Origin of the sequence: Hydrogenophaga defluvii (assembly GCF_042665235.1) — a bacterium.
GTDB lineage: Bacteria > Pseudomonadota > Gammaproteobacteria > Burkholderiales > Burkholderiaceae_C > Hydrogenophaga > Hydrogenophaga defluvii_A.
This window is the reverse complement of record NZ_JBHTBZ010000048.1, coordinates 1-21,343: the sequence shown is the minus strand read 5'-3', so window position 1 is coordinate 21,343 and position 21,343 is coordinate 1. Positions and strand designations below refer to the sequence as shown.

General features: G+C 65.5%; 17 protein-coding genes and 3 tRNA genes. 15 read left to right on the top strand and 5 right to left on the bottom strand.

What is annotated here, in order from left to right:
* Positions 1–74: 74 nt before the first annotated feature.
* The 9 genes from tolB (at position 75) to ACFQU0_RS15965 (ending at position 11,516) form a co-directional block, all read left to right on the top strand.
* Entirely contained in the window at positions 75–1,337 is a 1,263-nt protein-coding gene (gene tolB / locus ACFQU0_RS16005) for a Tol-Pal system beta propeller repeat protein TolB (RefSeq protein WP_382202544.1), read from the top strand.
* A gap of 45 nt (positions 1,338–1,382) precedes the next feature.
* Positions 1,383–1,970: a peptidoglycan-associated lipoprotein Pal gene (pal, locus tag ACFQU0_RS16000; protein WP_382202524.1), complete on the top strand. Its 588-nt coding sequence runs from the start codon at positions 1,383–1,385 to the stop codon at positions 1,968–1,970.
* A gap of 11 nt (positions 1,971–1,981) precedes the next feature.
* Complete coding sequence (ybgF, locus tag ACFQU0_RS15995; RefSeq protein ID WP_382202522.1) at positions 1,982–2,776, top strand: tol-pal system protein YbgF; 795 nt, start codon at positions 1,982–1,984, stop codon at positions 2,774–2,776.
* Between the two features lie 82 nt (positions 2,777–2,858).
* Positions 2,859–3,971 (top strand): YeeE/YedE family protein, encoded by a 1,113-nt coding sequence (locus tag ACFQU0_RS15990; RefSeq protein WP_382202520.1) that lies wholly within the window; start codon positions 2,859–2,861, stop codon positions 3,969–3,971.
* 11 nt (positions 3,972–3,982) lie between these two features.
* Positions 3,983–4,795: a tRNA threonylcarbamoyladenosine dehydratase gene (locus ACFQU0_RS15985; RefSeq protein ID WP_382202518.1), complete on the top strand. Its 813-nt coding sequence runs from the start codon at positions 3,983–3,985 to the stop codon at positions 4,793–4,795.
* A 46-nt stretch (positions 4,796–4,841) separates the two neighbouring features.
* Positions 4,842–4,917: transfer RNA gene (locus tag ACFQU0_RS15980), tRNA-Lys, on the top strand.
* A gap of 11 nt (positions 4,918–4,928) precedes the next feature.
* Positions 4,929–5,004: transfer RNA gene (locus ACFQU0_RS15975), tRNA-Lys, on the top strand.
* A gap of 99 nt (positions 5,005–5,103) precedes the next feature.
* Positions 5,104–8,709, top strand: a complete 3,606-nt coding sequence (locus ACFQU0_RS15970) for a DUF748 domain-containing protein (protein ID WP_382202516.1) — start codon at positions 5,104–5,106, stop codon at positions 8,707–8,709.
* A 98-nt stretch (positions 8,710–8,807) separates the two neighbouring features.
* Positions 8,808–11,516, top strand: coding sequence for a DUF349 domain-containing protein (locus ACFQU0_RS15965; RefSeq protein WP_382202515.1), 2,709 nt, complete (start codon positions 8,808–8,810; stop codon positions 11,514–11,516).
* On the opposite strand, the gene ACFQU0_RS15960 is transcribed toward ACFQU0_RS15965, so the two are convergent.
* The 5 genes from ACFQU0_RS15960 to ACFQU0_RS15940 form a co-directional block, all read right to left on the bottom strand.
* The gene (locus tag ACFQU0_RS15960; protein ID WP_382202513.1) at positions 11,503–12,375 is read right to left on the bottom strand and encodes a M90 family metallopeptidase; all 873 of its coding nucleotides are present in this window, start codon (positions 12,373–12,375) and stop codon (positions 11,503–11,505) included. The genes ACFQU0_RS15965 and ACFQU0_RS15960 overlap by 14 nt on opposite strands.
* Before the next feature lie 26 nt (positions 12,376–12,401).
* Positions 12,402–13,184 carry a UDP-2,3-diacylglucosamine diphosphatase gene (locus tag ACFQU0_RS15955; RefSeq protein WP_382202512.1) on the bottom strand — a complete coding sequence of 261 codons (783 nt, stop codon included), beginning with the start codon at positions 13,182–13,184 and terminating at the stop codon, positions 12,402–12,404.
* Between the two features lie 20 nt (positions 13,185–13,204).
* The gene (locus tag ACFQU0_RS15950; protein ID WP_382202510.1) at positions 13,205–13,711 is read right to left on the bottom strand and encodes a peptidylprolyl isomerase; all 507 of its coding nucleotides are present in this window, start codon (positions 13,709–13,711) and stop codon (positions 13,205–13,207) included.
* 2 nt (positions 13,712–13,713) lie between these two features.
* Positions 13,714–14,301 (bottom strand): peptidylprolyl isomerase, encoded by a 588-nt coding sequence (locus ACFQU0_RS15945; RefSeq protein WP_382202508.1) that lies wholly within the window; start codon positions 14,299–14,301, stop codon positions 13,714–13,716.
* Between the two features lie 78 nt (positions 14,302–14,379).
* Positions 14,380–14,907: a tetratricopeptide repeat protein gene (locus ACFQU0_RS15940; RefSeq protein ID WP_382202506.1), complete on the bottom strand. Its 528-nt coding sequence runs from the start codon at positions 14,905–14,907 to the stop codon at positions 14,380–14,382.
* Positions 14,908–15,173: 266 nt separating this feature from the next.
* On the opposite strand from ACFQU0_RS15940, the gene cysS reads away from it, so the two are divergent.
* From cysS to ACFQU0_RS15910, 6 genes are all read left to right on the top strand, one after another.
* Complete coding sequence (gene cysS / locus ACFQU0_RS15935) at positions 15,174–16,547, top strand: cysteine--tRNA ligase (RefSeq protein WP_382202504.1); 1,374 nt, start codon at positions 15,174–15,176, stop codon at positions 16,545–16,547.
* A complete protein-coding gene (locus tag ACFQU0_RS15930; protein WP_382202502.1) occupies positions 16,547–17,194 on the top strand; it encodes a DNA-3-methyladenine glycosylase family protein in 648 nt (215 codons plus the stop codon). The genes cysS and ACFQU0_RS15930 overlap by 1 nt, the downstream gene beginning before the upstream one ends.
* A 46-nt stretch (positions 17,195–17,240) precedes the next feature.
* On the top strand, positions 17,241–18,233 hold the full coding sequence (locus ACFQU0_RS15925) for an acetyl-CoA carboxylase carboxyltransferase subunit alpha (protein ID WP_382202500.1): 993 nt from the start codon (positions 17,241–17,243) through the stop codon (positions 18,231–18,233).
* The gene (gene tilS / locus ACFQU0_RS15920) at positions 18,230–19,192 is read left to right on the top strand and encodes a tRNA lysidine(34) synthetase TilS (protein WP_382202498.1); all 963 of its coding nucleotides are present in this window, start codon (positions 18,230–18,232) and stop codon (positions 19,190–19,192) included. Before ACFQU0_RS15925 ends, tilS begins: the two co-directional genes overlap by 4 nt.
* 136 nt (positions 19,193–19,328) lie before the next feature.
* On the top strand, positions 19,329–20,612 hold the full coding sequence (locus tag ACFQU0_RS15915) for an aspartate kinase (RefSeq protein ID WP_382202496.1): 1,284 nt from the start codon (positions 19,329–19,331) through the stop codon (positions 20,610–20,612).
* Between the two features lie 45 nt (positions 20,613–20,657).
* Positions 20,658–20,747: transfer RNA gene (locus tag ACFQU0_RS15910), tRNA-Ser, on the top strand.
* The last annotated feature ends 596 nt before the right edge of the window (positions 20,748–21,343 follow it).

The window sequence follows — 21,343 nt, the reverse complement described above, 5'->3', positions numbered from 1 at the left end:
CCGTTCTATAAACGATGATTCCTTCCCAACTCCCTGCCCATTCTCATTTCCTGCCCGTTGTGGATCGCCGCCGCATGGTGGCGGGTGTGTCCGCGCTGATGCTGACCGGTGCGGCGGCCACGGCACATGCGCAATTTCGCGTTGAGGTGTCGGGTGTGGGCCTGACGCAGATTCCCATTGCCATCGCGCCTTTTCGGGGCGGTGAGGCGGCGCCCCAGAACGTGGCGGCCATCGTGCAGGCCGACCTGGAGCGCAGCGGCCTGCTGCGCGCCGTGCCGCCCGTGGGTGGTGCGCTCGACGAAACCTCGCGCCCCGACCTGGCGCCATGGCGCGAGCGCCAGGCCGACGCGTTGCTGACCGGCAGCGTCACCCGCCTGGCCGATGGCCGCTACGACGTGCGCTTTCGCCTGTGGGACGTGGTGCGTGCGCAAGACCTCGGCGGCCTGAGCTTCCCGGTGCCGGTGGGCGACCTTCGGCTCGCTGCCCACCGCGTGGCCGACCATGTGTACGAAAAACTGACCGGCGACAAGGGTGTGTTTTCCACCCGCGTGGCCTATGTGTCCAAGCAGGGCGCGCGCTACAACCTGTGGGTGGCCGATGCGGACGGCGAAAACGCCCAGGCGGCGCTCACCAGCCCCGAGCCCATCATCTCGCCGGCGTGGTCGCCCAACGGCTCGCAACTGGCTTACGTGTCTTTTGAGGCGCGCAAGCCGGTGATTTACGCCCACGATGTGGCCACCGGTCGGCGGCGTTTGCTGGCCAATTTCCGTGGGTCCAACAGTGCGCCTGCGTGGTCGCCCGATGGGCGCCAGGTGGTGGCCACACTCACGCTGGGCGGTCAGTCGCAGCTGTACGCACTTGATGCCAACGGCGGCGAGCCTCGCCGGCTCACGCAATCCAGCAGCATCGACACCGAGCCGGCGTTTGCGCCGGATGGGCGCACGATTTATTTCGTCAGCGACCGTGGCGGCTCGCCCCAGATTTACCGCATGCCCGCACAAGGCGGCAATGCGGAGCGGGTGACCTTCACAGGCAACTACAATATTTCGCCTTCGCCGAGCGCCGATGGCCGCTGGCTGGCCTACGTGTCGCGGGTGGGTGGCGCGTTCAAGCTCTACGTGCTCGATCTGCAGTCCGGGCAATCCAACCCACTGACCGATACCACCGCCGACGAGAGCCCCAGTTTTGCGCCCAACAGCCGCATGATCGTGTACGCCACGCGGCAACAAGGCCGTGAAGCCTTGATGACCATCACCGTGGACGGCCGCATCAAAGCCCGTCTGGCCAGTGCGCAGGGCGATATCCGCGAGCCCGACTGGGGTCCGTTCCAGCGCTGATCTGTTCGTTTTTGTTTTCTTGCCATTTTTTCCTCCCCATTTGCCATGAACTCCTCACATCCGATGCCCCGTTTGTCCAAATCCTCCTGGTCCGCGCGCCTGGGCTTGCTTGTCCTGGCCGGTGCACTGGGGGCGTGCTCCAGCGTCAAGCTGGACGATGTGGCCGTGGAAGACCGCAACGCAGCCCCCATCACCGGTGGTGTGGGCGGTGCCGGCGGCGGGCAGGGCAGCACGGGGGCTGTTGATCCACGCGGCGTGACCGGTGTGCAGGTCGGCCAGAATCCGGCAGGCCAGGCGCCGGTGGGCGTGGCCCGGGTCGTTTATTTCGACTACGACAGCTTCGCGATCAAGCCCGAATTTGCGTCGCTGCTGGAGGCGCATGCCCGCCACCTCAAGGCGGACGCCCGCCGTCGCATCGCGCTGGAAGGCCACACCGATGAGCGTGGCGGACGCGAGTACAACCTGGCCCTGGGTCAGAAACGTGCCGAGGCGGTGCGCCGCGCGTTGGGCTTGCTGGGTGTCAACGACGCCCAGTTGGAGGCGGTGAGTTTTGGCAAGGAAAAGCCGGCGGACGCGGGCGCCGATGAAGCCGCCTACGCCAAGAACCGCCGCGTCGAGATCACCTACCGTTGAGCGGTTTCACCATGCGCGCAGTCCGTCTGTTGCTTCGCACCTCTGTTCTTGGGGCGGCGGTGTTGCTTGCCTTGCCTTCGCACGCGTTGTTTGGCGACGACGAGGCACGCAAGGCCATCATCGAGTTGCGTGACAAGGTGGAGGCCAACCGCCAGGCATCGGACGCGGCCAACCGCCGCCTGGAAGCCGAGCTCTCGCGCCTGACCGAGGAAAGTGCGGCGCCCACCCGGCGCAGCCTGCTCGAGTTGTCCAACCAGATCGAGACCCTGCGAGCGGAGCTGGCGCGCCTGCGTGGGCAGAACGAGCAACTGGCACGCGAAGTGGCTGATTTGCAGCGCCAGCAAAAAGACGTGCTGGCGACGCTGGACGAGCGGCTGCGCACGCTGGAACCGACCAAGGTCCAGCTCGACGGCGCAGAGTTCAATGCAACGCCGGCAGAAAAGCGCGACTTCGAGGCCGCCATGGCCGAGCTGCGCAAGACCGAGTTCCCGCGTGCGGCCCAGCTCTACCAGCAGTTTTTGCAACGCTACCCAGACAGCGGCTACACGCCAGCTGCGCAGTACTGGCTGGGCAACACCCACTACGCATTGCGTGAGTACAAGGAAGCCATTGCCATTTACCAACGCTTGATCGCGGGTTCGCCCCGGCATGCGCGGGTGCCCGAGGCCATGTTGGCGATCGCCAACTGCCAGATCGAGCTCAAGGATGTGCGTGCAGCCAAGCGCAGCCTGGAAGATCTGGTCAAGGCCCATCCTCAGACCGAAGCCGGCGCCACGGCGCGCGACCGCCTCGCACGCCTGCGCTGACCACCCCCACCGGCGCGCCGCCGCGCTGGGCTTGCCTGCCCCGGCCCACCCTCATTGGGTGGGCCTTTTACAATCTCGCCCCATGGAAATTGCCGATTTCGACTTGCTCAAGTCCCAGGTGCTGTGGGCCGCGTTTGTGGTGTCCGCGCTGTTTGGTGTGATCGCCCAGCGCACCCATTTCTGCACCATGGGTGCCATCAGCGACATCGTCAACATGGGCGACTGGACCCGCATGCGCATGTGGGGTCTGGCCGTGGGTGTGGCCGTGCTGGGTTTTGCCTTCATGGTGTGGCTGGGCTGGATCGACCCCACCAAGACCATCTACGCCTCTGGCCGCGTCATCTGGCTGTCGGCTCTGGTGGGCGGGGCGCTGTTCGGTTTGGGTATGGTGCTGGCGTCGGGTTGCGGCAGCAAAACCCTGGTTCGCATCGGTGGTGGCAGCCTCAAGTCGCTGGTGGTGTTTGTGGTGATGGGCGTGGCTTCTTTCGCCACATTGCGCGGTGTGACCGCCGTGCTGCGCAACGAGACCGTCGACCAGGTGGCCTTTGATCTGGCGCCTGGAAGTGGTCTGCCGCAGTTGCTGGCCGCAGCCAGTGGGTGGTCAGCCACCCACACCACGCTGTGGCTGGGCTTGGCCGTGGGCGGTCTGCTGGTCATGTGGGCCGTGCTGGGCAAAGGTTTTTGCACTGCCGACAACCTGCTGGCGGGTGTGGGCATTGGCGGCACGGTGGCCGCGATGTGGTGGGTGAGCGGGCGACTGGGATTCGTGGCCGAACACCCTGAAACCTTGGAGGCGGTTTACCTGGCGTCCAACTCCGGGCGCATGGAGTCGTTGACCTTCACGGCACCCATGGCTTATGCCCTGGATTGGCTGATGTTCTTCAGCGACCGCAGCAAGGTCCTCACCTTGGGCGTGGTGTCGGTGGCGGGTGTGGTGTTCGGCGCTTTTGTCTATGCCTTGTTGACCCGCAGCTTCCGTTGGGAGGGCTTTCGCGACACCCGCGACACCGCATTGCATCTGGCGGGCGCGGTGTGTATGGGGGTGGGTGGTGTCACCGCCATGGGCTGTACCGTGGGCCAGGGCCTGTCGGGTTTGTCTACCTTGAGCGTGACCAGCTTCATCGCGGTGCTGGGCATCGTCGCGGGTGCGCTCGCGGGCTTCCGTTTCCAGCTCTGGTTGCTGGAACGCGACTGAGCACCCGTTCTATGTCGGCCGATTTCGAACGCCGTTTTGGCGGCTTGCGCCGACTCTATGGCGTGGCCGGTGCGCAGCGCATCTTCGACGCGCATGTGATGGTCGTGGGCATCGGGGGCGTGGGTTCCTGGGCCGCCGAAGCGCTGGCGCGCAGTGGGGTGGGGCGCATCACCCTGGTGGACATGGACCACATCGCCGAGTCCAACGTCAACCGCCAGGTGCATGCGCTCGATACCACCCTGGGCCAAGCCAAGGTGCTGGCCATGCGCGAGCGCATGCTGGCCATCCACGCCGGTGCGCAGGTGGTGACCATCGATGACTTTGTGGATGCCACCAACTGGACGCGCATCGTGGGTGATGCGCAGGCGGCCAATGGGCCGCTGTCGGCCGTGATCGACGCTTGTGATCAGATGGCTGCCAAGACGACCATGGCCGCCTGGTCGTTGTTGCAACACACGCCGCTGGTGGTGGCGGGTGCCGCCGGAGGCAAGCGCCTGGCACACCTCGTGGAGGTGGGTGACCTCGGGCTGGCCACCCACGACCCGTTGTTGGCACAGCTCCGTTACCGCCTGCGCAAGCACCACGGCGCCGCGCGCGATGGCCGCATCAAGGTGACGTGCGTGTTCAGCCGTGAGGCCGTTGCGCCACCCGACCCCTCGTGTGACGTGGCGGGAGACGGCTCGCTGAACTGCCATGGGTATGGGTCGAGTGTGGGTGTCACGGCGACCTTTGGCCTGTGTGCGGCGGGTTGGGTCTTGGACCGGTTGGCTTCGGGTGCAGAAAAATTTCAGGCAGTTTCAAAATCAAGAAAAATGACGCTATAATTTGAGGCTTCGCAGGCAACGACGCAAGACGTTGAATGTGGTGAGTGGGACGTTAGCTCAGTTGGTAGAGCAGCGGACTTTTAATCCGTTGGTCGTGGGTTCGAATCCCTCACGTCCTACCATTCTCATGTTCGGGTTCTTAGCTCAGTTGGTAGAGCAGCGGACTCTTAATCCGTAGGTCGAGTGTTCGAGTCACTCAGGACCCACCAGACATTGGTAAAAAGCACCTGAAGGTATTGCCTTCTGGTGCTTTTTTTATTTCTTCCATGCATCCATCCGGTCAAGTCGACGGCGCACAATCCCCGCCCATGAACAGGGAGTTGCTTTTGCCGCGCCTGCGGCCGCTTTGGGTTGTTTTGCTGCTGGTGCTGACGGCCTGGCTGGTGGCCTGGTGGGCCGTTCCGGTCTGGCTCAAGGGCGTCATTCAGGATCAGGGCCGCGCCGCTTTGGGCCGCGAGGTGCGGGTCGAAGCCGTGTCCTTTCGCCCGTGGTCGCTTGAGCTGGAGATCCAGGGCTTGCAAGTGGCTGGGGCCACGCCCGACGAGCCTGCCTTGTTGGACGTCGCGCGGCTGTACGTTGACGCCGAGGCGCAGTCCCTGTTTCGCTTGGCCCCGGTGGTGGATGCCCTCGTGGTGGAGCGGCCTGTGCTGCGGCTGCGGCATCTGGGTGACGGGCGCTACGACATCGATGACCTGTTGACCCGCTGGGCCGAACGCCCCAAAAGCGAAGGCAGCGTCAGTTTTGGCTTGTTCAACCTGGCGCTCACCGACGGCGAACTGGCCCTGGATGACACATCGACCGGCAGTGAACATCGCCTGCGCGGACTTTCGATCGCGGTGCCGTTTCTCAGCAACTTGCCAACCCAGCGCGACGTGCACACCGAGCCGCGTATCGCATTCGAGCTCAACGGCAGCCGCTTCGACACGCAGTTGTCCACCCTGCCATTTGCCGAGACGCGGGCCACGCGCGCGCAGCTACACCTGCCTGACCTGGACCTGTCCCCGTATTTACCTTATTGGCCTCAAAGCATGCCCTGGCGGCCTTTGCAGGCCCGGGTGCAAGCCGATCTGAGTGTGGCGTTCGAGCAGTTGCAGCAACGCCCCGTGGTCCAGTTGTCGGGGCGGGTGGCGCTGCACAACCTGAAGATCGCGCGGACCACCAAAGGCAGCGCTGGCGATCCACTGCTGTCGTGGGAGGCGTTGTCGTTGGTGTTGGGCACGAGCGAACCGCTCGCGCGCCGCGTGCATGTCGAGAAGCTGTCGCTCCATGCGCCTCAGCTGCACCTGGCACGCGCGGCAAATGGCCGCCTCAACCTATCGGATCTTTTGCCCGCGGCCGGTGCCAATGAGGCCGATCCGGCTCCGGCGCCACCGTGGGACGTCAAGCTCGATGGCTTCGAGCTCAGCGATGGCGCTTTGCACTGGCGCGACGCTGCCGTGTCGCCGGCCTGGGAAACCACGGTGGATGCCCTCACGCTGTCGGGTGGCCCGTTGGTCTGGCCCAACCACGCGCCCACACCGCTGGTGCTCAGTGGCCGCTGGCTCGACGCCTCGTTGACGGCAGAAGGCGACATCAGTCCGGTGGCGGCCAACCTGAGCCTGAACTGGCGCGACCTGCCTTTGCAGGGCCTGGCACCTTATGTCGGCCAGGTGCTCAAACCCGCCCTGGCCGGGCGCAGCGCCGCCGATCTGGGGTTGCGGTGGCGGGCCGCCGTTCCAGCGTCCGCCCAGTCGTCGGGCGCTGCTCCAGCGTTGCAGCTTCAGCTGCGCGATCTGTTGCTGCAAGACGTGGCATTGGGCCCGACCGCCCGGCCCCTGCAGACCCTGCGCGAGCTGCGGCTGCAGAACGGCAGCATCGACTTGAACGCACGCAGCGCCGATCTGGGGCAGATCAGCCTGTCCCGACCCGTGGTGCACGTGGCGCGCGATGCCACTGGCCGCTGGCTGTGGGAAGATTGGCTTCGCTCAGAAGGCGACCAGTCCAGTGACGCCGTGCAGGCCAGCACCGTGGCCACGCCCTGGCGCTTGGGCTGGCAGGGCTTGCGTTTGACCGACGGCAGCGGGCGGCTGGACGATGCCGCCACGCCCACCCCAGTGGGCTTGCGCTGGAGCGCCCTCCAGTTGCGTTTGGGCGCCTGGCGCAGCGACGTGGTCGTGGATGCGCCTGTGTCGGTGGCGATGCGGCTGGCCGCGGACGGCCAGACCACCAACCCCGGTACGCTGGCTCTGGACGGACGACTGGGGCTGACCCCTGCGACCGCATCGGCGGCCATGGGCGGCAAACTGAGCGCCCAACTCAAACTCCAGCGCGTGCCTGCCCACGCGCTTACGCCTTACATGGCAGACCGCCTCAACCTCGTGCTGAGACAGGCCGACACCAGCTGGAGCGGCGACCTCGAACTCAGCCACAACGCCAGCGGCCTGGCGGTGGTGGCCAAGGGTGATTTCACGGTCGATGATCTCAAGGCCTTGGATGCCAACGACGGCTCACCGTTGCTGGACTGGAAGTCCCTGCACCTGCGTGGCCTGCAACTGGCGTTGGCACCGGGCCAAGCGTTCAAGCTCAGTGTGGCCGAAACCGCGCTCAGCGACTACTTCGCCCGCATCGACATCGACCCCACCGGGCGCGTCAACCTGCAAGACGTGGTGCGTTCACCTCCCAAGGGCAGCTCTGCACCGGACCCTGCGGCCACTTCAGCAGCCGGGGCAACGGCGCAGCCGCCCGCGCAGCTGAGTTTCGGACCCATCGCGCTCGTCAACGGCAACATCGCTTTTTCCGACCGCTTCGTGAAGCCCAACTACAGCGCGCGGCTGAGCGAAGTCAGCGGGGGATTGGGCGCGTTCAGCAACCAGAGCGGCGCTGGCTCGGCGCCCGCACAAGTCAGCCTGCGTGGGCGGGTCGAGGGCACGGGCACGCTGGACATCGGGGGCCAGCTCAATCCGCTGCTCACCCCGCCGGTGCTGGACGTTGTGGGCAAGGTGCGCGAGCTGGAGCTGCCACCGCTGTCCACCTACGCATTGAAGTACACCGGCCATGGCATCGAGCGCGGCCAGCTCAGTGTGGATGTGCGCTACCAGGTGGGCGCGGACGGGCAGCTCAACGCCAGCAACCAGCTCACCTTGAACCGCTTGGTGTTTGGCGAGCGCGCTGCGGACAGCGATGCCCCCAACCTGCCTGTCAAGCTGGCGGTGGCCTTGCTGGCCGATCGCAATGGCGTCATCGACATCAACCTGCCCATCAGCGGTTCGCTCAACGACCCCCAGTTTCGCCTCGGTCCCGTCATTGGCCGCCTGATCCTGGGGTTGATTGGCAAAGCGGTGACGGCACCGTTTGCGCTGCTGGGCAATCTGCTGGGTGGGCCGGACGCGCAGCCCGGGCGCATTGATTTTGTGGCCGGCACCGACCGTTTGGCTGACACCGCCAGCCCGGCCTTGGCGGCCATTGCCAAGGCGCTGAATGATCGGCCCGCGTTGCAAGTCACGGTGGTGGGCCGCAGCGACGTCGCCGGCGAACGCGCGGCCTTTCAGCGCGAGCGCCTTCAGGAAGCGGTGCGGGCCGAAAAGCGCCGCCAGGCGATGCGCGCGGGGCAGGGCGCCGAGACCGACACCGAGGTGTCGCCTGAGGCTTACCCGGCGCTGCTGCGCGAGGTCTACCGCAGGGGTGATTTTCCCAAGCCGCGCAACGCCATCGGCCTGCTCAAGGACCTGAGCGTGGCTGAGATGGAGGCCTTGTGGCTGGCCCATGCGCCACCCTCTGATGAGGCCTTGCGGGCGTTGGCCACCCGACGTGCCGTGGCCGTGAAGGAGCGGCTGGTCGCTCAGGGGCTGGCAGGCGCGCGGGTGTTTGTCGAGGTGGCCAAAGCCGGGTCAGATGCCGCTGGGTCACACGCTGATCTGCGGCTTTCCGTGCCTTGAGACAGGGTGTCGCGAAAACCGGCACCGACTGAGGCGACAATACGCGTTTGCCCAACCAGACACGCCTTGTGGCCATTGCGACCGTGAACTCCGCTCAAATGAACCCCTCTTCCGCCAAAACTGCAGACACCCAAGCGCTGGATGCGCTGACCGGCGGGGTGTTCTCGGCCGCCACCTCCGGCGACCGCGCCGCGCGGGTGCGTGAGTGGCTGGCCACCGATCCCTCGCCCGAACGCATGGCCGAGGTGTTCAAGGAACTCTCGCACCGCGACAAGGGCGCGGCCAAGCCGCTGCGTGAAAAGCTCGAAGAGTTGCGCCGCGCGAAGGCCCAGGAAACCATGGCGGTGGAGTGGGCCGAGAAAGCCAACGCCTTGCTCGCCCTGCCGCGCTTGAACATGGCCGACGCGCTGGCCTGGCAGCGCGATGCCGCCAAGGCCGGCGCGCCCTTGTCACGCGAGCCGCTGACCGGCCTCAAGCAGGCCTTGGCCGAACGTGTGAAAGCCATCGAAGATCTGCAACACCGTGTGCAGGTCGAGCGCGAAGCCGCCGTGTTGCTGGCCCAGCGCATCGAGGTGCTTTCCACCAAATCCTGGCGCGACGCCCAGGGCGCCGCAGAGGTGCTGGGCGCCGACGTGACCAACTGGCAGGGCCAGGCCTCCAGCCTGAGCGCCGACGCCCACTGGTCCAGCATGGATCCCAAGTTCTCGCCCATGATCGACAGCGCCCGGCAGCAGCTCACGCTGGTGTGGGAGGCCTTCCAGGCCGCGCTGGCGCAGGCCGTGGTGGCATCGACCGATGCCCAGGCGCCGCTGCCCGCCGTGCCCGTGTGGGCCGACGAATTGCGCACCGCACGGGGCGAAGCCGCGCCCGAAGCCCGCACGGCCGCCGCACCGGTGGACAACGCCGCTGCCCAGGCCCGCCGCACCGAAGCGGCAGAGGCTGTGGGGGCCGCGCTCAAGGTGTTGGTCAAAGAGTTGGCCGAAGGCCATGGCAAGGCCACGCCCAAGGCGGCGGCCGATGTGCGCGCCGCGCTCAAGCAGCATGGCCGCCACATCGGTGCCGAGTTGGAAGGCCAAGTTCACGCCGCGCTGACCCAGGCCGGCGAACTGGAAGGCTGGCAGCGTTGGCGTGCCGACCAGCTGCGTGAAGAGCTGCTGGCCAAGGCCGAAGCCCTGACCGCCGCCCCCGAAGGCCAGCGTCTGGGTGGCCGCAAGATGCAGGAAACCCTGCGCCAGCTGCGCGAGCAGTGGAAGGCCACCGACCAGGGTGGTGTGCCCAACCACGGTTTGTGGAAAAAATTCGACGAAGCCTGCACCCGTGCCTACAAGCTGGTGGAGGCTTGGCTGGACAAGGTGCGCGAGCAGGCCGAACAACACAAGGCGCAGCGCCTGGCGCTGTTGGCCGAGGTGCGCGCCTGGACCGAGGCCCATGCCGAGAGCTCCGACTGGAAAAAGCAGATCCGCGAACTGCACCAACTGGCCGAGCGTTGGCGCGAAGCCGGCCACCTGAGCGAAAAGCAGTTCGCCGAACTGCAGCCGCAATGGAAAGACGCCATGCACCTGGCGCACGCCCGCCTGGAGGCTGCGCAGGCCGAAAGCCTGGCACGACGCCGCGCGATGATCGAAGAGGCTGCGGCCCTGGGCGCTGCACCCAGTTTGCGCATCGACGCCGTGAAGGCGCTGCAGCAGCGCTGGCAGGCCGAAGCGCAGGCCGTGCCGCTGGACCGCAAACAGGAACAGAAACTGTGGGAAGCCTTCCGCCAGCCGATTGACGAAGCGTTCAACCGCAAGGGCGCGGACCGTGAAAAGGCCGCCCAAGCTGTGAGCGAACACGATCGCCGCGTGCTGGAAGCTGCCAAGGCCGTTGATGCGGCCAACCAGAGTGGTGACGCGCAGCAGATTCGTGCCGCCGTGGCCGCACTGGAGGCCGCTTTGCGTGGTCAGGCTCAGGCGGTTCAGGCTGCCGCACCTGCTGCAGCATCTGCTGACGTGCCAGCGTCCACTGCAGTGGATTCGGGTGTGTCGGCAGCGGCCGAAGGTGATGCGCCCGCAGAGGCTGCTGCGGATGCCCAGGACGAGCGCGCAGAAGCGCCTACTCCCGCGCCCGCGCCTGTGGCGCCGCCCAAGAAGATCGTGGCCGTGCGTGGCGATGACCGCCCGGGCATGAAAAAGGCAGAGCCCGCAGGCAACGACCGTGGTCGCCCAGGTGACCGCGACCGCAAGCCCGGTGGCCGTGACGGTGGCCGCCCTGGTGGCGACCGTGGCCCGCGTGGTGACAACCGAGGCGAAGGCCGTGGCGATTTCCGCATGGGTGAACGCCCCATGCGCGAAGAACGTGGCCCGCGACTGGGCGATGCCGCCTTCCGAGCCCAGCGCGAGGCATTGGAGCGTGCCGACATGGCCCTGCGCAAGCTGGCCGCACAAGCCCATGGCGAAGTGCTGTCGCGTGTGATGACTGCCTGGGAAAAACGCGACGCCGAAGCCCTGCCCAGCGTGCAGGAGCTGGGTGGCCGTGTGGCTGCGCCGGTGCGTGGCGCCTGGGTTCAGGCACTGCAGGCTGGCAACGGCCAGAGCGACCAGGCCGCCACCGCGCTGTTGCGTCTGGAGATCGCAGCCGATGTGCCCACGCCGGCCGAACAGCTGAGCGCTCGCCGCATGTACCAGTTGCAGTTGCTGACCAAGCGCAACGAAGCCGCGCCCACGCAGACCTGGGGCCAGGATGCGGCCCAGGTGCTGGCCAGTGGCTTTGACGCGACCGCCGCGCGCCGCTTGCAAAATGCCCTGAAGGCGCTGCTCAAGAAGGCTTGATGGGGGATGACGGCATGAAAAAGCCGTCGAACAGCCGCAGCAGTTCAGGGAACGCTTGCCCGAAACGCTCGCGGCTGACCCAGTAGGCCTCGCAAGCCACGGCAAAAAATTCGGCCGGCGAGTGGGCACCGTAGGCGTCCAGCCAGGGCGGCGCTTCGCCAAAGCGCTGCGCCATCACGACCTTCTCCTTGAAGGCCGCGTATTCGTGGCCAAGCACCGTGCGCCAGTGGCGGCGGGCTTCGGCTGCGGTGCGCAGGCCCAAAAAGCCCTTGGGCAATACCGGGCAACCATCGGCGCCTTGCCCAGGCGCTTTGCCGCGCATGTCGAACTTGTGGGCAAATTCGTGGATGACCAGGTTGTGGCCACGGTCGGTGGTGTCGCCGGCCTGGGCCACATGCTGCCAGCTCAACATCACCGGGCCACGCTCCATCGCTTCGCCCAGGAGAGTTTCCTGGTAGCGGTGAACCACACCCGCACCATCGGTCACCTCGCGCTGTGCCACGGCTTCGGCGGGGTGCACCACGATGGTCACGAAGTCGTCGTACCAGCCCAGCGCGTCGTCGCGCCAACGGCCCTGGCCAGGCAGGTAGACCAACGGCAGGCAGGCCTGCGCCGCAATGGCCAGCGCGATCTCGTCGGTGATGTGAAGGCCGTGGGCGCCGTGAAATTCCTTGTCGGTCAGGAACTGTGCGCTGAGGCTGCGCAGGCGTTGCTGCACCGGCAAGGGCAGGGCGGCCAGGAAGGGGTAGCGCACCAGGGTGAGCAGCCACAGGCCGTCGGGGATGGCTTCGGCCTGGCGGCGCAGCATGGGCAATTGCTGCCGGGCACGCCGCCACAGGCGTGAGAGGTTCAAAGTCATGGCCTCACACCTGAGGGCTGGGGCGCTTATTGCAACAGCGGCAGGCGTTCTGCGCGGCCGTCGTGGTGCAGGCGCAAGACCTCGGCCCGTGGTGGCGATGCCAACGCATCCCAATCGCTCAGCACATGCCGCATCAGGCCGGGCGCTAGCTGTTGGTCGGCCGGACGGTGCGTGTGGCCATGCACGAGCACGGTGGCCTGGTGCTCAGTCAGGGCCGCGATGGCAGCGGGGCCGTCCACATCTGCGTAGGTGGCGCCGCTGTGTTTGCGGGCCTCGCTTTGCTGGCGCAAAGCCAGGGCGGTGGCTTCACGCTGCGCGATGGGTTGTGTCAGGAAGCGAGTTTGCCAGGCGGCAGAGCGCACCTCGGCTCGAAAACGCTGGTAGTCGGTGTCATCCAGGCACCACGCGTCACCGTGGCTCAGCACGAAACGGCGTGTGCCCATCTGCAGGGTGCTGGGGTCGGTGAGTGCCCGAACTCCAGTGTGTGCAAAAAAACGCTCGCCCACCAGGAAGTCGCGGTTGCCGTGCAGGAAGTGCACCGGCCGTTGCCCGGCGGCTTTTTGCAGCACGGCAGCACATTCGCGCAGAAAGGCGGCTTCGCCGGCACCGGTGCTGTCCAGCACGTCGTCGCCCCACCAGACTTCAAACAAGTCGCCGAGGATGAAGACCGCTTCGGCTTCAGGCTGGGGCGCCAGCAGGTAGCGGCGCCAACATTCAAAGGTGACCTGGTCGCCGGAATGCAGGTGCAGGTCGGAGATCAGGTCCACCGCGCGCCAGCCTGGCGACACAATGGTGTGAGCGGCAGGCATGGCGCGAGGCGTGGCGGGGATCAGAGCGCCACGGCCTTTTCGATCACCACATCGTTCAGCGGCACGTCGTCGTGGAAGCCCTTGCGGCCGGTCTTGACGGCGCGGATCGCGTCGACCACCTCGGTGCCCACCACCACTTTGCCGAACACAGCGTAGCCCCAGCCTTGCGCGGTGGGGGCGGTGTGGTTGAGGAAGCCGTTGTCGGCCACGTTGATGAAGAACTGCGCGGTGGCGGAATGGGGCGCCTGGGTGCGCGCCATGGCCACGGTGTACTTGTTGTTTTTCAGGCCGTTGTTGGCCTCGTTCTCAATGGCTTCTTGCGTGGGCTTTTGGTTCATGCCCGGCTCGAAGCCGCCGCCCTGGACCATGAAGCCGTCGATCACGCGGTGGAACACGGTGTTGTTGTAGTGGCCGCTGGCCACGTAGGCCAGGAAGTTGGCGGTGGACTTGGGCGCTTTTTCAGCGTCGAGTTCCAGCGTGATGACACCGTGACCGGTGATGTGCAGTTCGACTTGGGGGTTGGCCATGTTCATTTCTCCAGGCTGGCTTTGAGGATGGTGACGGGGGTGGTGGGCACGTCGCGGTGCATGCCACGGCTGCCGGTGGGCACGGCGCGGATCTTGTCGACCACATCCATGCCAGCGGTCACCTTGCCGAACACGGCGTAGCCGTTGCCCGGGCCGGTGGCGTTGAGCATGGCGTTGTCCACCACGTTGATGAAAAACTGGCTGGTGGCCGAGTCCGGCACGTTGGTGCGGGCCATGGCGATGGTGCCGCGTTCGTTCTTGAGGCCATTGGTGGCTTCCAGCACGATGGGTGCGCGCGTGGCCTTTTGCTGCATGTCGGCGCTGAAGCCGCCGCCCTGGATCATGAAACCGGGGGTGACGCGGTGGAACACCAGGCCGTCGTAGTGGCCATCCTTGACGTACTGCAGGAAGTTCTCGACCGTCTTGGGCGCCTTCTCGGCATTGAGTTCCAGAACGATGTCGCCCAGCGAGGTGCTGAGTTTCACCTTGGGCAGCGCCGATTGGGCGTGCGCGGCAACGTTGAGGGTGAGGCCCAGCACGGCGCCGCCAATCAACGCCAGGCTGCGGCGGCGGAGGGAGAAAAATGACATGATGAGGGTGTCCTGTCGGAAAGAAGAAAAACCACACAGGCCGCAGATGCAGCGTGTGTTCGGCCGATCAAGGCCCGCTCAGCGGGCCACTTTTTTGGCGGGCGGCGTGAGCATGGCGTTGACCGCCTTGAGCTTGGCCGGCGCCGACGTGTTGCCGCCGTCAAGCTGCAGGGCCTTGCCGTACGACTGGGCTGCCAGTCGCGCATACACGTCGCCCAGGTTCTCGTGGGCGGTGGCGTAGTTGGGGTTGGTGCGCACCGCCATTTCCAGCGCAATGCGCGCCTTGTCGTACTGGTTTTGTGCGGCGTGGATGACGGCCAGGTTGTTGTAGGGCTCGGGCAGTTCGGGGTAGTCCTGCGTCAGCTGGGTGAAGGTGGCCAGCGCTTCGTCGGCCTGGCCGCGCTGCTGCTGGATCACGCCCTTGAGGAAACGCATTTGCGGGTCTTTGGGGTTGCCGACAAGGTACTGTTCGGCCTTGGCCTGCGCCTGGTCCAACTGGCCCGCACGCACCATGCGGCTCACGTTGTCGTACTCGTTGCTCTGGGGGGCCTGGGCCACCACCACTGTGGCGCAGCCGGCCAGCAGCACCGCAGCGAGTGCACGCATGAGGGGGGATATGGGTTTCGAAATCACGGACAGGAGCATGGAGGCCTCAGTGGACTTGGCGTTAACCGTGGCGGATCGTGCCGCGCGACGCGCGGGGCCGGCGGAGGGCTGCCGGGCGGGTCGATATACTGGCGGGATTGTATCTGAGGGCCTGTCCTGTACCGATGCGCCACGTGGCCCTCCTGGCGCCTTCGCAGCGGCAACCTGTCCGCATTGTGTCCACCCCGTTCGCGGACCCTCGGCCCTCCCGCCCCCAAGCCTGTTTCATGAGTTTGCGTATCTACAACACGCTCACGCGCCGCGTCGAGCCTTTTTCTCCCATCGAAGCCGGCCACGTGCGCATGTACGTGTGTGGCATCACTGTGTACGACCTGTGCCACGTGGGCCATGCGCGCTCGGCCGTGGCCTTTGACATCGTGCAGCGCTGGCTGCGTGCCCGTGGCCTGCGGGTCACGTTTGTGCGCAACATCACCGACATTGATGACAAGATCATCAAGCGCGCGCTGGCCAACGGCGAGACCATACGCGGCCTGACGGACCGCATGATCGCGGAGATGTACCGCGACTTCGATGCGCTGGGCATCGAGCGCCCCACACACGACCCGCGCGCCACCGATTACGTGCCCCAGATGCTTTCGATGATTGCCACCTTGGAGCACAAGGGGCTGGCCTACCGCAGCGCCAACGGTGACGTGAACTACGCGGTGCGCAAGTTCCCGTCCTACGGTCAGCTTTCAGGCAAGTCGCTCGATGAGTTGCGTGCCGGTGAGCGCGTGGCGGTGGACGACGGCAAGCTCGATCCGCTGGACCCCGTGCTCTGGAAAAGTGCCAAACCCGAGGAGCCCGAAGAAGCCAAATGGGCCAGCGAATTTGGCCCCGGCCGCCCGGGCTGGCACATCGAGTGCTCGGCCATGGCCTGCGATCTGCTGGGCGAGACCTTCGACATCCACGGTGGCGGTGCCGACTTGCAGTTCCCGCACCACGAAACCGAAATCGCGCAGAGCGAAGGGGCCACCGGCCAACGCTTCGTGAATGTGTGGATGCACAACGGCTTCATCAATATCGACAACGAGAAGATGTCCAAGAGCCTGGGCAACTTCTTCACCATCCGCGACGTGCTGGAAAAGTACGATGCCGAAACCATCCGCTTCTTCGTCGCACGCGCCCACTACCGCAGCCCGCTGAACTACAGCGATGTGCACCTGGACGACGCGCGCAGTGGTCTCAAGCGCCTCTACACCGCGCTGGACGCGGTGCCGCCGGTGGCGGTGACCATCGACTGGGCGCAGCCGCAGGCGGCGCGGTTCCAGGCCGCGATGGACGAGGACTTCGGCACGCCTGAAGCCGTGTCGGTGTTGTTTGAGCTGGCTGGCGACGTGAACAAAACCCGCTCACCCGAACTGTCTGGTTTGCTCAAGGCATTGGGCGGTACGTTGGGCCTGTTGCAAGGTGACCCCAAGGCGTTTTTGCAGGCGGGTGCCGGGCTGGACGAAGCCGCCATCCAGGGGCTGATTGGCGAGCGTGCGGCCGCCAAAGCCAGCAAAAACTTTGCCGAAGCCGACCGCATCCGCAAGGTGTTGCTGGAGCAGGGCATCGTGCTGAAGGACAGTGCCGCTGGCACCACCTGGGAGCGTGCTTGATGGTCACCGCCGTTTTGCCCATGCCCGCCAACGCGCCGAGCTACTGGGCCGACGCCTGCAAGCACCTCATGAAACGCGACCGCGTGATGAAAAAACTCATCCCGCAGTTTCCGGGGGCCACGCTGCAATCGCGCGGTGACGCCTTCACCACCCTGGCACGCAGCATCGTGGGCCAGCAGATTTCGGTGAAGGCCGCGCAGTCGGTGTGGGAGCGTTTCGAGAAGCTGCCGGCCAAGATGGTGCCCGCCAATGTGCTCAAGCTCAAGGTGGACGATATGCGCGCCGCCGGCCTGAGCGCCCGCAAGGTGGAGTACCTGGTGGACCTGGCGCTGCACTTCGACAACGGCGCGGTCCACGTCGACCAGTGGACCGGCATGGACGACGACGCCATCATCGCGGAGCTGATTGCCATCCGCGGCATTGGCCGCTGGACGGCCGAGATGTTCCTGATCTTCCACCTCATGCGCCCCAACGTGCTGCCGCTGGACGACGTCGGGCTGATCAATGGCATCAGCCAGGCCTACTTCTCAGGCGAGCCCGTGAGCCGCAGCGATGCGCGCGAGGTGGCCGCCGCGTGGTCACCGTATTGCAGCGTCGCCACTTGGTATATTTGGCGCTCGCTGGACCCCCTGCCCGTGGCGTATTAAGCCACGCCGCGCCAGCCGCAAGAACACCGCCCAAAGGAGTGAAACCTTGGCCAAAAAGAATTTTCTGGATTTCGAGCAGCCCATCGCCGAACTCGAATCCAAGATCGAAGAACTGCGTTACGTCCAGACCGAATCGGCGGTCGACATCTCTGAAGAAATCGAGCAGCTGAGCAAAAAGAGCCAGCAACTCACCAAAGATATCTATAGCGATCTGACCCCTTGGCAGATCACCAAGATCGCCCGCCACCCCGACCGGCCTTACACGCTGGACTATGTGCGCGACATCTTCACGCACTTCGTCGAACTGCACGGCGACCGCCATTTCTCCGACGACCTGAGCATCGTCGGTGGTTTGGCCCGCTTCAATGGCCAGCCCTGCATGGTGCTGGGCCAGCAAAAAGGGCGCGACACCAAGGAGCGTGGCCTGCGCAATTTCGGCATGACCAAGCCCGAGGGTTACCGCAAGGCCTTGCGTCTGATGAAACTGGCCGAGAAGTTCAAGTTGCCTGTGTTCACCTTTGTGGACACACCCGGTGCCTACCCCGGCATCGACGCCGAGGAACGTGGTCAGTCCGAAGCCATCGGCCGCAACATCTTCGAGATGGCGCAACTCGAAGTGCCTATCATCTCTACCATCATCGGCGAGGGTGGCTCGGGCGGTGCGCTGGCCATTTCGGTGGCCGATCAGGTGCTGATGCTGCAGTTCTCGGTTTACTCGGTGATCAGCCCCGAGGGCTGCGCGTCCATCCTCTGGAAGACCAGCGAGCGCGCGTCCGATGCGGCCGATGCCTTGGGCATCACCGCCCACCGCCTCAAGGCCCTGGGCCTGGTCGACAAGATCGTGAACGAGCCCGTGGGCGGTGCCCACCGCGACCCCAAACAGATGGCGGCTTTCCTCAAGCGCGCCCTGGGCGACGCCTACCGGCAGGTGGCCGACCTCAAGGTCAAGGAACTCATCGAGCGCCGCCACAACCGCCTCAACAGCTACGGCCGTTTCACCGACACCAAGGCAGACAGCAAGGCCGACGGCAAGCGGTGAACACCGCCGCGCCGGCCAACCCCTGTGCTGCCCCGGTGGCTGCGTGGTTGGCTGCCGCGACCGCCGGTTGTCGGCACGCGGTGGCATTCAGCGGTGGTGCCGATTCCACCGCGCTGCTGCTGGCCGCCCACGCGGCTTGTCCGGGTCAGGTGGTCGCGCTCCATGTGAACCACGGTCTGCAGGCGGCTGCCAATGATTTCGAGTCACACGCGCGGCGTTTCTGCGAAACACGCGGTATGGCATTTTTCAGCGCGCGGGCGCGGGCGGCTCATGCCGCCGGCGAAAGCCCTGAGGACGCGGCCCGTCGGGCACGCTACCGATGCCTTTCGGACCTGGCGCTCGCCCAGGGCTGTGGCGAGGTGTGGCTGGCCCAGCACGCCGACGATCAGGTGGAGACCTTGCTGTTGGCCTTGAGCCGAGGGGCCGGCCTGCCGGGCCTGGCATCGATGCCAGCTCGCTTTGAGCGCCATGGCATGGCTTTTGGCCGCCCGGTGCTTGAGGTGGACGGCGCGGCGATCCGCGCTTGGCTGGTCGACATCGGCGAGCCCTTCATCGACGACCCAACCAACACCGACATCCGCTTTACCCGCAACCGCATCCGCCATCACCTGTTGCCAGCGTGGCGTGAGCAGTTTCCGGCTTACCAGCAGACGCTGGCGCGCAGCGCCCGCCATGCCGCGCAGGCGCAGCGGCTGCTGGACGAAGTGGCCGCGCAAGACCTGCTTGCCGTGGGGCAGCCACCGCAGATCGCACGCTTGCGTCTGCTCTCGGTGGAGCGGCAGGCCAATCTGCTGCGCCATTGGCTGCGCTTGGGCTGGCAGGCCTCGCCCAGCGAGGCGCAGATGACCGCGCTGCTGCGACAAATTGCGGCCTGCACCACACGGGGTCATCACATCCGCCTCAAGGTGGCCAATGGGCATGTGCTGCGCGATGGCCAGGTGCTGCGCTTCGAACCCTGAAGTCAGGCCGCGTGAGGGCCAGTTCCGAGGGTCTTCTCGGACGCGCTGGCTATAATTGATAGGTTTTGCGCGGTCCTGCGCAGTGCATGGCTCATCGCCCCAGACAACCCGTCTCCATCACCGCTTCCATCTCCCAATGGCACTGATCGTTCACAAGTACGGTGGCACCTCCATGGGCTCCACCGAGCGCATCCGCAACGTCGCCAAACGCGTCGCCAAATGGCACCGCGCCGGCCACCAGATGGTGGTGGTGCCCAGCGCCATGAGCGGCGAGACCAACCGCCTGCTGGGCCTGGCCAAAGAACTGGCCCCCAGCCAGCAAAACGCTGCCTACGGCCGCGAACTCGATGCCCTGGCCGCCACTGGCGAGCAGGCTTCGTCCGCGTTGCTGGCGATTGCGTTGCAGGCCGAAGGCATGCAGGCCGTGAGCTATGCCGGCTGGCAAGTGCCCATCAAAACCAACAGCGCTTACACCAAGGCCCGCATCGAGTCCATCGAAGACCAGCGCGTGCGAGCCGACCTGGATGCTGGCAAGGTCGTCATCATCACCGGTTTCCAGGGCATTGACGGCACGGGCAACGTGACCACCCTGGGCCGTGGCGGCAGCGACACCTCGGCCGTGGCCGTGGCCGCCGCCATCAAGGCCGACGAGTGCCTGATTTACACCGACGTGGACGGCGTCTACACCACCGACCCGCGTGTCGTGCCCGAGGCGCGTCGCCTGCATCGCGTGAGCTTTGAGGAAATGCTGGAGATGGCCAGCATGGGCTCCAAGGTGCTGCAGATCCGTTCGGTGGAATTTGCCGGCAAGTACAAGGTGCCGCTGCGCGTCCTGTCCAGTTTCACCCCGTGGGACATTGATTTGGCCGAGGAAGCCTCCTCCGGCACCCTGATCACTTTTGAGGAAAACGAGCAAATGGAACAAGCCGTTGTGTCTGGCATCGCCTTCAACCGCGACGAAGCCAAAATTTCCGTCCTGGGCGTGCCCGACACCCCGGGCATCGCTTCCCAAATTCTGGGCGCCGTGGCAGACGCCAACATCGAAGTCGATGTGATCATCCAGAACCTGAGCAAAGACGGCAAGACCGACTTCAGCTTCACCGTGCACCGCAACGACTACAGCAAAACCATCGACCTGCTCAAAGGCCAGGTGGTGCCCAAGCTGGGTGCGGCCGACGTGGTGGGTGATGCGCGCATTTGCAAAGTCAGCATCGTCGGCATCGGCATGCGCAGCCACGTCGGCGTGGCCAGCAAGATGTTCCGCTGCCTGGCGGAAGAGGGCATCAACATCCAGATGATCTCCACCTCCGAAATCAAGACCTCGGTTGTGCTCGACGAGAAGTACATGGAACTCGCCGTGCGCGCTTTGCACCGTGTGTTCGACCTCGACAAAGACGAAGAAGCCGATTCCATCGCCTGATAGAGGAATTCGGCGTTGCGAGGCTGCTATAATGCAAGGCTTCGCGGAGAGGTGGATGAGCGGTTTAAGTCGCACGCCTGGAAAGCGTGTGTGGGCTAATCCCCACCGCGGGTTCGAATCCCGCCCTCTCCGCCAGGGATCTAGGTTTTATGCGGGTTTGGAGGTCTTTTGACAGACTACTCACCAACCTACTAGCCAAAACGAAAAGTGTCAGAAAGCCCGCCTCGAGCGGGCTTTTTCTTGGCTGATTGCGAGGAACATGGCACCGTCGCAAGCCATCCCCGCTACGTGGGGAGTCTGCCGGCCTCGCGCAGAGTGCTCCAGAAGGGCGCTTTTGAGCGTGACACCTGCGTTTTCAAAGTGTCGGCCGGAGCTCGGTATTCGGTCTTGACTGTTTTCAACCTGACTGTCGATGATGTTCGTCCCACAGGCCGCCGCCGGTGGGCGTACTCCACACGACAGTAAGGGCCGAAAGCAGGGGCCGCGTGGAAGAAAACCAGCCAGCGCTATTGCGAGACGGCGCTTGCGGCGTTGTTGCGGCGACCGCGATGAACAGACACTGCGACACGGTGATGAGGACGGCTGGCCCCCGATACAGGGCGTCTGGAAATTGAACGCAACGCCTCCAGGGCGGCGAGGTCCTGAACCCTCAGTGTTGATTTCCATCCAGAACTGACCCACCTTCACGGGTAATTTCCATCCAAATCTGACCCACGTAAGAACCCTAACCT

What these genes read in the sequence shown, in the direction of transcription:
- cysS (WP_382202504.1), top strand. Translation starts at nt 15,174, where the DNA reads ATGAGTTTGCGTATCTACAACACGCTCACGCGCCGCGTCGAGCCTTTT.
- ACFQU0_RS15960 (WP_382202513.1), bottom strand. Translation starts at nt 12,375, where the DNA reads ATGACTTTGAACCTCTCACGCCTGTGGCGGCGTGCCCGGCAGCAATTG.
- ACFQU0_RS15965 (WP_382202515.1), top strand. Translation starts at nt 8,808, where the DNA reads ATGAACCCCTCTTCCGCCAAAACTGCAGACACCCAAGCGCTGGATGCG.
- ACFQU0_RS15985 (WP_382202518.1), top strand. Translation starts at nt 3,983, where the DNA reads ATGTCGGCCGATTTCGAACGCCGTTTTGGCGGCTTGCGCCGACTCTAT.
- ACFQU0_RS15990 (WP_382202520.1), top strand. Translation starts at nt 2,859, where the DNA reads ATGGAAATTGCCGATTTCGACTTGCTCAAGTCCCAGGTGCTGTGGGCC.
- ACFQU0_RS15955 (WP_382202512.1), bottom strand. Translation starts at nt 13,184, where the DNA reads ATGCCTGCCGCTCACACCATTGTGTCGCCAGGCTGGCGCGCGGTGGAC.
- tolB (WP_382202544.1), top strand. Translation starts at nt 75, where the DNA reads ATGGTGGCGGGTGTGTCCGCGCTGATGCTGACCGGTGCGGCGGCCACG.
- ACFQU0_RS15940 (WP_382202506.1), bottom strand. Translation starts at nt 14,907, where the DNA reads ATGCGTGCACTCGCTGCGGTGCTGCTGGCCGGCTGCGCCACAGTGGTG.
- ACFQU0_RS15930 (WP_382202502.1), top strand. Translation starts at nt 16,547, where the DNA reads ATGGTCACCGCCGTTTTGCCCATGCCCGCCAACGCGCCGAGCTACTGG.
- ACFQU0_RS15945 (WP_382202508.1), bottom strand. Translation starts at nt 14,301, where the DNA reads ATGTCATTTTTCTCCCTCCGCCGCCGCAGCCTGGCGTTGATTGGCGGC.
- pal (WP_382202524.1), top strand. Translation starts at nt 1,383, where the DNA reads ATGAACTCCTCACATCCGATGCCCCGTTTGTCCAAATCCTCCTGGTCC.
- ACFQU0_RS15915 (WP_382202496.1), top strand. Translation starts at nt 19,329, where the DNA reads ATGGCACTGATCGTTCACAAGTACGGTGGCACCTCCATGGGCTCCACC.
- ybgF (WP_382202522.1), top strand. Translation starts at nt 1,982, where the DNA reads ATGCGCGCAGTCCGTCTGTTGCTTCGCACCTCTGTTCTTGGGGCGGCG.
- ACFQU0_RS15950 (WP_382202510.1), bottom strand. Translation starts at nt 13,711, where the DNA reads ATGGCCAACCCCCAAGTCGAACTGCACATCACCGGTCACGGTGTCATC.
- ACFQU0_RS15970 (WP_382202516.1), top strand. Translation starts at nt 5,104, where the DNA reads ATGAACAGGGAGTTGCTTTTGCCGCGCCTGCGGCCGCTTTGGGTTGTT.